Below are 12,191 nucleotides of genomic sequence, written 5' to 3'. Positions count from 1 at the left end.
TTTCCTAGTAATGCTAATGGCTTAAGCCATTGTCTGCACATTGTTTTAGGTATGCACAGGCATGTTTGAGTGTGCACACTAATATTCTTTCTTTAATTTTTCGGTTTGCACAAAGTGCAAAGGAGCTCGGTTTTCTTAGATATCCCGTTTTTATGTAAGGCCGAAGGTCAGAGGAAATTTACAGGCTCTGAATCGTGTTCAGTCGTGTCGAAAGCTAATGAAGAAGTCGGGTTAACTGGATGTTTTCTGATTGCCGGACTGAAGAACTGACAGGCTGTGATAGTCTCAGTCTCGGAGCGTTGATGTAGATACCTGCGTCAGCGCAAATAACGCCATAGACTTGTGCAGCTTGATAAGTTGAGCGCGTGTTGGCTGTTCCCAAAAGCCACGGCAGGATTGATTGGCATTTCTCTTTGTTCCCAGCTTGAGCATGGGCGAGGGCGGCTATGATGCTCAGTTCATGGCGCGTGATGCGCATAGTTCCTGACTCGGATATTTTGATCGTTCGTCTCCCAGTATTTCCCATTTGATGGCAAAAGGTCATCAAGGCTGACAGGGCACGCTTTCCAACTGTTGAGCCTTCTGCCTGCCTAACGGCTTTGTTGTTTGCTACGAAAGCTCGCTCAAAACCGTGTTTGAGTTTGCAGCAATGACCCCGTCCAGATGCGATGGCTCTAAAGCCCCATAGGGAAAACCCGCCTCCAAACCCCAAGTCAGTAATCGACATATTTTCAATGAATGGTGACATCTTTTTCCCTTTTTGCACTTGCGAGTCATTCTTATTTACACTAATGACCGCCTAACACTAGTTGCAAGTAATTCGCAACTGCAGAAACTATGTTGATAAGGATGAGACGATGAACTCCAAATGCGCAGTACTATTAGGGACGGCACTCGCCACAACGTGTGGTCTGCCAACGTCAGCATTTGCCCAAGATACAGATGAAGACGTCATTGTCGTAACGGGGCAGGTTTCAACCTTCGGTGCGGTCAAATCAGAGATACCTATTTTGGAAACGGCGCGCTCTGTCAGTGTTATTACGGATGAGGACTTCATCGATATTGGCGCGCTAACGCTCGACGATACGCTTGGGTATACCGCTGGGGTTGTTGGCGACACATTTGGTTTTTCAACACGCGGCGACTTCCCGCGTGTCCGTGGGCTAGATGTCCCAGAGTATCTTGATAACGTGCAAGTCCTCTTTGGGTTTTACAATAATGCGCGTTCTGATGTTTATACGTTGGAGCAAGTCGAAGTTCTAAAGGGGCCAGCATCTGTTCTGTATGGCTCAGGTTCCCCCGGCGGCATATTAAACACGGTATCGAAGCGCGCGTCTAAAGAGGCTCTTGGCGGCGAGGTCGTTTTCGATATTGGGACGAATGACCGCTACCAATTGGCAGGTGATTACGGCGTCGATTTGTCAGGCGACGGGTCCATTACGGGGCGTTTAGTTGGCGTCTATAGAGATGGCGGTACTCAGGTCGATTTTGTGAATGATGATGCGATAATTTTTGCGCCATCCGTCACATTCGAGAGTGAACGCTCGCGCATTACCGCGTTGGTGAATTATACAAACCGCGAAAGCGACACAGCGCATCAGTTTCTTCCTCTTTCTGTAACGGGATGCCAGTCTGGCGATGTCTCAATTAGTGAAACCAATGTGTGTGCGAATGCCCCCACTGATTCCGTCGGCGAAAGTCTCTATGTGGGTGACCCCAACTTCAACACCTACGATACAGAGAGCGTCTCCGCGACGCTCTTCGTCGAACATAAAATCAACGAGAGCCTGACATTCGAGGCAACTGCGCGCGCACGAGATAACTCTGCTGACTATAAACAAACATGGGTTGCGTTCTTAGGAGCGGGAAACCCTCGCGTTTTATCCAATGGTGATGCGGCGGCGCGCTCTTGGTATGATGCGCCAGCATCCTCCACCCAGTTCGCGATTGATACTCGCATGAGGGCGAAATTTGAGACAGGCGCGTTACAGCATGAGGTTCTTGGCGGAATAAATCGACAAGACGTTAGCACTGACCAAGCCGCCTCATATCTTTACGCATTGCCCACGACCTTTAATCTCTTCAACCCTGTTTACGACGGTTCTGAAATCCCAACAGATACGATTTTTGATGCCGCAAGAGGGGCTACTTCTAGTGATATCGAATTCACTGGTTTTTACTTGAACGATTACATCAGTGTCGGTGACTTAGAGCTGACAGCAGGAATTCGTTTCGATGACCTGAAAAACAACGACGGGACGACCACCCAAAACGACAATGCCGTCTCGCTAAGTTTTGGGGCGCTTTACAAAACAAAGTTCGGTCTTAACCCGTATGTCAATTATGCTGAGTCATTTGAGCCTGTCATTGGTAATGACGGTGTGACGGGTGATGCTCTTGAGCCGCAAGAGGGCGAGCAGTTTGAAGTTGGCCTGAAATACAAAGCGCCTGATCTGCCAATCTACTTCACAGCAGCTTACTTCGATATCGAGCAAAGCAATCTCGCAAACCCCGCAGGTCTCCCGAATGCAGCATCTCAACAAGAGGGCGTTTCGAACGTTCAGGGTTTCGAATTTGAGGGCCGGGCGTTCCTTGGGGACTTTGATGTTCGGGGTAGTTTCAGTACGCTGGACACAGAAGATCCGAATGGTCTTAAGTTCTCATCAATTCCAGAAACACAAGCGGCCGCTTGGGTTGGGTGGAACGCTTCATCCGGAGCGCTAAAAGGTATCCGTCTAGGCGCGGGTGTTCGTTACTTCGGTGGCAACGAGAGCGAAGGCGAAGCGTTCCTTGCCGCCAATAGTTTTGCGCCGACGCCTATTCTAGTTGAGACGAATGGTGCGACATTGGTTGATGGTCTTATTGGCTATGATTTTGAAAAAATCAGTCTGACGCTTAACGCCCGAAACCTTCTCAATGAAAATTACTTCGGCACCTGTTTGACGCGTGGTGATTGTTTTCCTGGCGAGTCCCGCAGCGTTGTCGCCCGCGCAGCCTACCGTTTTTAATTCCCTTAGACTGGTGGCTTTCTCAAATCAGAGGAGGCCGCCCCTTTTTTTATGACCTTATTCGAATTTATACATGGTGTAATCGGCACTGGTCTGAGTGGGCTAGGAGTGTTCGGGCTTTATCGCGCTTGGCGGTCAGCCCAAAAGCGAACCCTGCTAGTTTGGGGGTGTTGGCTCGCCATTGCCTTAGCCTTAATCCTCTGGACATTCTCAGGCGGTAAAGACCGAGGTGTCGCGCTTGGCGTAATGGTCTTCATCATTCAGGCGCTAGGCTTGATCGCTTACCAAGCTTCAAAGGATCGCAAGCCGGCGAAGCCACCAAAGCCCGTTAAACGCCGTGTGCAGGCTAAACTCAAACTGAACAGCCACGTAATTGCGAAACGTATTGGTTTGGCTCTGTGGGTTAGCCTTGGCTGCGGAGCGCTCGCGTTCTTGGTGGCGATGGGCCTTCACGAGGTGTTTTGGCAATCTGGCGTGCACGCATCCAATGCGTTGGTCATTGCGCTGTTCTTGTTTCCAATCCTTTGGGCGGGATTGAGCGCACTGTCTCTCACATCACAAAACAAGACCCTTAAGCTTGTCATGTGCCTAGGGTTAGCACTGCCCAGCCTTGCAATCATCATGATCGGAAATTGAGATTACTATGCTCGACGCAACGCTTACTGAAATCCCGAAAGTTCCGGTTCAATCCTTGGTCAAGAGAGCATTGTCTGCGCATGCCACGCTTGGCATAGCGATCTCCGCCGTACTCTACATCATTTGCCTCTCGGGGACCGTGAGTGTCTTTAAAGATGAAATTCACCGCATCGAGCAACGCGGCGAGCCTAGCGTCAGTTTTCTTTCACCTGCAGCAGCCCAAGTGACAGCTGCCAATGGGATGCTTGCCGAGCCAGAGACAGCGCATCTCTATATTCATATGCCAACCGCGCAATATGACCGCGCGATAGTCGAGACAGACAATAAGGAGACCTATGTCAATGCGGAGGGGGTAATGTCTGGCAAGGCAGCGCACCCGTGGAGCAATTTCCTGATTGATCTACATTATTACCTGCATCTTCCAAAATCCTTTGGCATGATCGTGGTGGCCATCTTTGGCGTTTTCTTATTCGCGATGTCGATAACGGGTTTCATTGCGCATCCTCGCGTTTTCAAAGACGCATTCGCATTTCGGCGGTCCAAGTCGGAACAGATCAAACAGGTCGACTTGCACAATCGCTTGAGTGTTTGGACCGCGCCGTTTCACATCTCAAATTCTCTGAGTGGCGCAATGATTGGCTTGGCCGTATTTTCAATCGCTGCGCTGGCCCCGTTAAAATATGACGGAGATAGGGAGGCTGTCTATTCGCCCGTCTACGGGGCCGAGCCTGTCGTAGATGCAGCGGTCGCGCCCTTAGCACGTATAGACCTCGCACTCGAATATATGGCTGAACAGCATCCCGACAAGCCAGTCGTATATGTGATATTGCACGACCCTCAGACAGCTGGACAATATTTGCAAATCATGGCGGCGCATCCGCGTCGTTTGATCTATGCTGAAAAGTATAATTTTAACGGGCAGGGCGACTTCCTTGATACGACAGGTTCTGCAGATGGCACCATTGGCCAGCAGGTTGCTGATTCTGTTTACAAGGTTCACTTCGGACAGTTTGGGGGAATGCCCGTAAAAATAGCATTTGGTTTCTTCGGGATATGCCTCATGTTCATCATATCGGCAGGTATGAATATCTATTTCCTAAAACGCCGCAATAAAGGCCGCGCGGCGGACGGATTACAAGGTGCCTGGAAAGGTTTCATCTGGGGCGCACCCATACTCTTATTCGGCACATTTGTCGCAGTAGGTTTTTATCCCGCGTTGGCGGGGTATTTGGCTGTAATCTTCTGGATTGGATTGGTAATTAGTGGGCTAGCAGGAGCGTTGACAGCTCTTCGTTGAGTGCAATAGCCCAATGCGTACCTATGTTAGCCGTCGCCAAAACGCCAGGCTGTAAAGCCGCTTGATAACGCGAGGAAACGGGCCGTGTGCTTCAATTTGAGGGGGCATTGCGCTGGGCCCTATAGGCCTAATTTCAGTCCAACAAAATTTCATTGAGACTAAAGTCTAAGGTATATTTCCTTGACCCGCTTATGGTTAGTGGTGAAACTTTGCGTATGAAAGCTCATCTCTTTATTGCTTCAGGACTGCTGATCGCTGCGATATTTTTCGTGCGCGGCCTTGAAGCGTTGAGCGAGCCTGGGTTGGGTCTACGCGAAGTTTACATTGTTGGCGGGTTTTTGCTTGCAGGCTTCTTAATCCATGCGGGTTTGAAAGAACGCAAAGCGCGTCACTAGGTCTTAGACTAAAGTCTCCCTACCTTTCCATTTCCAATTTGGCAGTGTCGATGCGAGTTAAACTCACAACGCTCGCGATTCATAATTTTCGCGAACTAAATGCAATAAATGCAAAAAGGGGAGGTAGATTTGGAACCAACAAATACACATGACGCAGCAGGGTATTGGAAGGCCACCTTACGGCTTACCATATCGCTGTTGGTCGTATGGTTTCTCGTGTCCTACGGCGCGGGTATCATATTTCGAGAGGCGCTAGATAATTTCTCTATCGGTGGCGCACCGCTGGGTTTCTGGTTCGCCCAGAACGGCGCAATATATGTCTTCTTAGCGCTCATCGTGGTCTATTGCCGCAAGATGACCCAATACGAGAAGAAATTCGGGATTGAGGGGTGAATCATGGTTGATCCTTGGACAATTTTTTGGGTCGTCCTGACCTTTGGTATTTATATTGGCATCGCAATTTGGGCTAAAGCCGGTTCGACGGAAGAGTTTTACGTCGCCGGTCATGATGTTCACCCGACCATAAACGGAATGGCCACAGCAGCGGATTGGATGTCCGCCGCGTCATTCCTCTCTATGGCAGGCCTGATCGCGTTTCTTGGCTATGGCGGTTCCGTCTACCTTATGGGTTGGACCGGCGGTTATGTGCTGTTGGCCTTGCTCCTCGCGCCATATCTGAGAGAGTTTGGCAAATTTACGGTGCCGGACTTTGTGGGAGATCGCTATTACTCCAAGGTCGCGCGCGTTATCGCAGTTGTCTGTGCGTTATTTGTCTCCTTCACGTATATTGCGGGGCAAATGAAGGGTGTCGGCGTGGCCTTTTCGGGCTTCCTCGGCGTTTCATACAACGCGGGTATTCTGATCGGTATGGCAATTGTCTTCGTCTACGCTGTTATGGGCGGAATGAAGGGCATTACATATACGCAAGTAGCGCAATATGTGGTGCTGATCTTTGCCTATACGGTCCCAGCAATCTTTATGTCTCTTGCGATTACGGGCAATCCTATTCCGCAGCTAGGTTTCATTGGGAACGCCGCTGGTACCGACGTCAGCATGCTCAATCAGCTCAATACGGTCGTCACCGATCTAGGCTTTACTGAGTATACGTCGACGACGAAATCCAAGTTAGATGTCTTCTGTATTACAGCGGCCTTGATGTTTGGTACGGCGGGTCTGCCGCATGTTATCATTCGTTTTTTCACGGTGAGTTCAGCGCAAGCCGCGCGTAAATCTGCCGGGTGGGCGTTGATGTTCATTGCGCTGCTTTACACAGTTGCACCTGCTGTTGGCGCCTTCGCGCGGATGAACTTCGTCGATACTGTCAATGAAGCTGTCTATATCACGGACGCCGAAAACTATGACCAACGTGCCGCTGAAATTTTAGCGGATGGTAAAAAGCCTGTTCCAGAATGGTATAAAAGCTGGGAAAAAACAGGTCTTCTTAAATATGATGATCTGAACGGTGATGGCGTAATGCAATATCGTGGTCCAGATGCACCAGATGGGATTAAGAACGAAGTCGTTCCAAACCGCGACATCTTTGTGCTTGCTAATCCGCAGATTGCTAAGCTTCCAAACTGGGTTGTCGGCCTTGTTGTCGCAGGTGGTCTTGCTGCTGCGCTTTCAACAGCGGCGGGTCTCCTTATGGTGATTAGTTCGGCGGTCAGTCATGATCTGATGAAGCGAACCTTTAAGCCAGATATGTCAGAGAAAGAAGAGATGAGGGTGGCACGAATAGCGGCCGCAGTGGCCGTAGTCTGTGCCGGACTGACCGGGATATACGCCTCGCAACTGCCCTTTGTAGCGCAGGTGGTCGCCTTCGCCTTCGGACTGGCTGCGGCCTCTCTGTTTCCCGTCATATTCCTAGGTATCTTTTGGAAGCGGATGAATCGTGAAGGTGCCATTGCGACCATGCTTGTCGGTATCATCACGACTTCGATGTACATCGTGTACTTTAAGTTCATGGGCGGTACGGCAGCAGGCTGGTGGTTCGGCGTCTCGCCAGAAGGCATTGGTTTTGCCTTCATGTGGCTCTCGACGGCAGTAGGTGTTGTCGTGTCTCTGATGACAACCGCTCCCCCACAGGAAATCCAAGATCTCGTTCAGGATATTCGTATCCCGGGTCAACGGAAATCCCATGGCATGGCAGAGGGCGGCATGGCTCCCGCCGAATAGGCGTCCTCCAAAAACGCCAACTAACTGCCCGCGTCTCCGAGAGGCGCGGCCTTTTTTTTAGCGTACGACTATCGGCGACATTGCCATCATACCCATTAATGCACATAGTCGAGGTGTAAGGATCAACTATGCCCGTATGGCTCATAATCGCCGTGACAACGGCCTATGTATTGGGGCTGTTTTTTTTATTGCCTGGAAAGGTGATCAGGACGCTCAGCATGGTTCAGCCACATCTTGATGGGCGGAAAGAACTTCTTCCATTCCGCCAGTCGACAGCCTGTGACCCGCAACATTGATGATATCATCGGTTCTGGACATGATGGATATATATCCGTCGTCATCGATGAACCCCGCATCGGCCGTTTCATAATAGCCTGGAAATGTCGATAAGTAGCTCTCTTTAAAGCGCTCATTTTTCTTCCAAAGTGTGGGGAGACAGCCTGGAGGTAATGGCAATTTTATCCAAATCGCACCCAGCTCATTTGGACCTAATTCTGTGCCGTCTTCGGCAAGAATTTGAACGTCGTATCCTGGCATGGCCAGACACGGCGATCCGTATTTCACGGGCAACTTTTCTATCTCCATAGGATTTGATGCGATTGGCCAGCCCGTCTCGGTTTGCCACCAATTATCGATGACCGGAACGTAAAGTTTGCTTTCTGCCCATTGTATGGTGTCGGGGGCCGCGCGTTCACCCGCAAGAAACAACGTCTTCAAGGAAGAAATATCATAAAGCTCGAGATGCTTTCCTCCGGGGTCTTGTTTCTTAATCGCGCGAAGGGCTGTGGGCGCGGTGAATAAAGTGGATACTTTGTGTTCTTCTATAACGCGCCAAAACGTACCCGCATCAGGCGTTCCCACAGGTTTGCCTTCAAACAAAATTGTTGTGCAACCTTGGAGAAGGGGACCGTAAACGATGTAACTATGCCCCACGACCCATCCGACATCCGATGCCGACCAATAGACTTCACCAGGGTCGGTGTTGTAAATATTCCCCATACTCCATTTGAGCGCCACCCTATGTCCACCATTGTCGCGGACCACACCTTTGGGTTCTCCCGTCGTGCCAGACGTATAGAGTATATATATAATGGATCGGTCGCTTTTACCGCCACACAGTCAGGACGAGTGTCTACCGTAGGCGCGGCAGAGACAACGGTCTGCCAACTTTTGTCGCGCATTTTATCGAGAGCAGCGGTGCATTCCGGTCGTTGATATATGATAAAATGATCAGGTTTGTGATCGGCAATATCAATTGCTTCATCCAAAAGGGGTCTATAGGCAATCGTACGCTTTGGTTCTAATCCGCAAGAGGCGTTCATTATGACTTTCGGCTTTGCATCATCAATGCGTGTGGCGAGCTCTTTAGGCACGAAACCCCCAAAAACAACAGAATGAATAGCGCCGATGCGCGCGCAGGCCAGCATTGCAAAGGCGGCCTCTGGGATCATGGGGAGGTAAATGATGACGCGATCACCTTTTACGACCCCTAAGTCTCGTAAAACCCATGCGAGCGCGGTGACTTTATCGAAGAGTTGGTTGTAGCTGTAGGTGAGCTTTCGGCCCGACATAGGGCTGTCATAGATGAGGGCGGCCTGGTCACCGCGTCCCGCAATAATATGACGGTCCAAACAATTGTAACAAGTATTACCAATCGCATCAGGGAACCAACGCTCATACACCCCACAGTCAGGATCGAAGCTTTGCGACGGCGAGGTGATCCAATCAATTTCCTTAGCAGCATTCAACCAGAAATTATCCGAATCCGATTGCCAATCTGAATAAACGTCTTTGTAGTTTTCCATGAGCTCTACCCGATAGTTATACTTCTCCTAAGTTTATACAGTCTGGGAGAAGGACGCCTTGAGACTTTCGGACTATACGGTTTTCAGATGATACGTCCGTGGACAGGATAGCCTTCGCTTTTTCGGATCCTGTACTTTCGATAAAGAATTTTGACTTTGGGACGGGTAAATTGTGTGACTTATCTGAAGGCGTTCCGCGCGAAAGATATGGCGGTATCTTGCTCTTTATAGCTTGCACCGCGACAATAAAGATAATGCAGACGCCGTACTTACTGTCTATAGCAGTCGCGATGCTGAATCGTGTGACTCGAGACACCGCACATCTCTGTGCGAGACTGTTTATTTGCTTGCAGCTCTTGTTGCCGAGCGCACTTTCATATGCAGCGCCCAGCAATCTGCATCTCTCTTCGTTACTATGCTCGCCCTCAGGTCAAACAGTAAGCCCGAGCGCCGCTTTAGCGCTTAAAGAGCTGGCTGAATTGCTGGGGGAAGAAAGTGGCGACGAAGAGCCAAACAGCGGTCAGTGTGATAAATGCACGCTGTCATCTGTTGGGCTTCCATCGCCAGCGCACATCGCTGTCACGCGTATTTCACGGACGCAGTCTACGATTTATGCGGCCTTTGAGATTGGCCTCGTTGAAAAGGCTCAGGGGCCACCCACGGGGTCCAGAGCGCCACCAATCTTCCTCTAAAGTAACTTCCATCCTGCGCGTTTCTGCGCAGCCTTAGGGCTATGTGCCCACTTTAGACCTGAAGAGAATATAATGAAATCCCAACGTATATGCTGCCTCTTATTGGGGGCGGCCACAATTGCATTGGCTATGCCTGCCAATGCTCAACTCTCCGAATCTGCACTTGAAGATGTGATTATCATGACCGGGAAGCGGTCCGATGACGTAAATGAAAGGAAAATTTCGCCTGATAGAGCGCCCTTACAAGGCGGCGATATTACATATCTGACGGCGCGCACGCCTGGTGGTGCGCGCATCGGTAATGGTGAGCTTTCAGGACAAATGCAATATCGCGGTCTTTTTGGCGAAAGGTTAAACCTGCGCGTCGATGGCCAAGGTTTTGCGTCTGGTGGACCAAACCTCATGGACCCTGTTTATCACTATGCGCCCGCGCCTCTGGTTGATACCGTTGTCATTGATCGCGGCGTAAGTCCTGTGTCCAAAGGGCCGGGACTAGGCGGCGGGGCGGACGCCATCTTTAAGCGTGTTGATTATAAAGAGTTAAAAAAAGCTGAGCTGGGCTATGACCTTATGATCGGAGGACGGAGTGTTAATAGCAGCGTCTCTGTTGGCGGTGTCATCGGTGCGTCAACAGAGGTTTGGCGTTTCAACGTCTTAGGCGCGTATGAAGAGGCGACCGATACAAAATTTGGTAACGGAACAATTGGCGGCACAGCTTTTGAGCGCGCAGTCTATGGCCTCTCGGCCGGAGTGAAAACAGATCTGGGCGCGTTTTCGTTCGACCTAAGGCGACAGAATACGGACCCATCGGGTAACCCGCCATTCCCAATGGATATTCAATATTTTGACACTGATTTTGCGAGGGTTGGCTATGAAAATGGTTTAGGCGAAATTCAGTTCAAGGCGAATATTAATTACAGCAATGTCGCTCATTTAATGGACAACTTCTCTCTTCGCCCTGCGCCTGCCGCCATGGGCCAGCGTGCGACCTTTGCAGATGCCAAGACGTTTGGCGGCGATGTATCTGTTGCATTTGATCGCTTCGGCGGGCGTTTGTCTTTCGGTGTTGACGTCCAAGAATCTGAGCATGATGTGGTGATAACGAACCCCAATTCTGCCGCCTTTTCGGTCACGCCCTTTCCAGACATTGCTATGAACCGCATTGGCGGTTTTGGGCAATGGGACGGTGCGACAGGCAGAATCAACATGCAGTTAGGCTTGCGGCTTGATAAGCATAGCTACAGCGCGGGTGAGGCGACCCTTGGGGTCACGCTACCTATCGGACCTCGGGGTCTTGCTGCGGCTTTTAACAGCGCGGAGCGTTCAGGAGACGGCACGACGCTTGACGCTGTCCTGCGCCTATGGACGCCCCGTAAGGCGGGCATAAGCTGGCGGGCGACACTTGCCCATAAACAACAAATGCCAGGCTATATACAGCGTTATGGCTGGCTGCCAATTAATGCCAGCGGTGGTCTAGCCGATGGTAATATCTATGTCGGCAATCTCAATCTTGAAAAAGAATCAGCCTGGATTGCCGAAGGTGGCTTTGATTATGCAAATGAACGCGCCTATTTTCGGCCCACCGCATATATTCGATCTATAGACGATTTTATTCAGGGCACCCCCTTTGACGAGACCGTCGGCGTTATAAACAGCGCTGTCGAGATGATTGCGTCTGTGAACGGTGATGCGACACCGCTGCGTTGGCGCAATGTTGATGCGCATTTAATTGGGATCGATATGGATACGGGCTTTAATGTTCACGGTCCAATCCGCGTTGACGCTGTTGCGAATTATGTCAAAGGCACGCGGCGTGATATTGAGGACAATCTTTACCGCATTTCGTCGCCTAATCTAACCGTTGGTATGTCTTATAAAGGTGAAAATTGGTCCGCGACAATAGAGGGGCGCGCTCACGCAAAACAAAACAATGTCTCCCTTACCAATAGCGAAAAACGGACGGCCGGATATTCTTTACTGAGCTTCTATGGGGATTGGCAGATCAAAGATGGCGTAAAGTTATCTGGAGGTATTGAGAACGTCTTAAACAAAACCTACGCCGATCACCTCTCAGGTTACAACCGCAATGGATTCAGCGATGTCCCAGTCGGGGAACGTATCCCCGGCGCAGGGCGTGGTGTTTTTCTTCGGCTGAGCTATGTGAGATAGGCCCTAAGAAAATG

Annotated in this window: 8 protein-coding genes and 1 pseudogene; 7 read left to right on the top strand and 2 right to left on the bottom strand. The window is 50.4% G+C overall.

Going from position 1 to position 12,191, the window contains the following annotated elements; translation table 11 throughout:
* Positions 1 to 214: 214 nt before the first annotated feature.
* A complete protein-coding gene (locus IE073_RS05210; RefSeq protein ID WP_189582217.1) occupies positions 215 to 748 on the bottom strand; it encodes a hypothetical protein in 534 nt (177 codons plus the stop codon).
* 109 nt (positions 749 to 857) lie between these two features.
* Here IE073_RS05210 and IE073_RS05205 point away from each other — a divergent pair, with 109 nt between their 5' ends.
* From IE073_RS05205 to IE073_RS05180, 6 genes are all read left to right on the top strand, one after another.
* Positions 858 to 3,008, top strand: coding sequence for a TonB-dependent siderophore receptor (locus IE073_RS05205; protein WP_189582214.1), 2,151 nt, complete (start codon positions 858 to 860; stop codon positions 3,006 to 3,008).
* 51 nt (positions 3,009 to 3,059) lie between these two features.
* Entirely contained in the window at positions 3,060 to 3,644 is a 585-nt protein-coding gene (locus IE073_RS05200; RefSeq protein ID WP_189582211.1) for a hypothetical protein, read from the top strand.
* A 7-nt stretch (positions 3,645 to 3,651) separates the two neighbouring features.
* The gene (locus IE073_RS05195; RefSeq protein WP_189582208.1) at positions 3,652 to 4,941 is read left to right on the top strand and encodes a PepSY-associated TM helix domain-containing protein; all 1,290 of its coding nucleotides are present in this window, start codon (positions 3,652 to 3,654) and stop codon (positions 4,939 to 4,941) included.
* A gap of 215 nt (positions 4,942 to 5,156) precedes the next feature.
* A complete protein-coding gene (locus IE073_RS05190) occupies positions 5,157 to 5,336 on the top strand; it encodes a hypothetical protein (RefSeq protein WP_233349828.1) in 180 nt (59 codons plus the stop codon).
* A 108-nt stretch (positions 5,337 to 5,444) separates the two neighbouring features.
* The gene (locus IE073_RS05185) at positions 5,445 to 5,729 is read left to right on the top strand and encodes a DUF4212 domain-containing protein (RefSeq protein ID WP_189582202.1); all 285 of its coding nucleotides are present in this window, start codon (positions 5,445 to 5,447) and stop codon (positions 5,727 to 5,729) included.
* Positions 5,730 to 7,511, top strand: a complete 1,782-nt coding sequence (locus IE073_RS05180; RefSeq protein ID WP_373298701.1) for a sodium:solute symporter family protein — start codon at positions 5,730 to 5,732, stop codon at positions 7,509 to 7,511.
* Between the two features lie 222 nt (positions 7,512 to 7,733).
* Here the strand turns inward: IE073_RS05180 and IE073_RS14285 are convergent.
* A pseudogene (locus IE073_RS14285) lies at positions 7,734 to 9,316 on the bottom strand (AMP-binding protein); the annotation flags it as partial.
* Positions 9,317 to 10,080: 764 nt separating this feature from the next.
* Between IE073_RS14285 and IE073_RS05170 the strand changes: the two are divergent.
* Positions 10,081 to 12,177 carry a TonB-dependent receptor domain-containing protein gene (locus IE073_RS05170; protein ID WP_189582196.1) on the top strand — a complete coding sequence of 699 codons (2,097 nt, stop codon included), beginning with the start codon at positions 10,081 to 10,083 and terminating at the stop codon, positions 12,175 to 12,177.
* Positions 12,178 to 12,191 lie beyond the last annotated feature (14 nt).

The sequence above is a fragment of the Litorimonas cladophorae genome (assembly GCF_014652455.1).
GTDB classification, from domain to species: Bacteria; Pseudomonadota; Alphaproteobacteria; order Caulobacterales; family Maricaulaceae; genus Litorimonas; species Litorimonas cladophorae.
The sequence above is the reverse complement of the archived record's forward strand: the minus strand, read 5'-3'. Positions and strand labels throughout refer to the sequence as shown.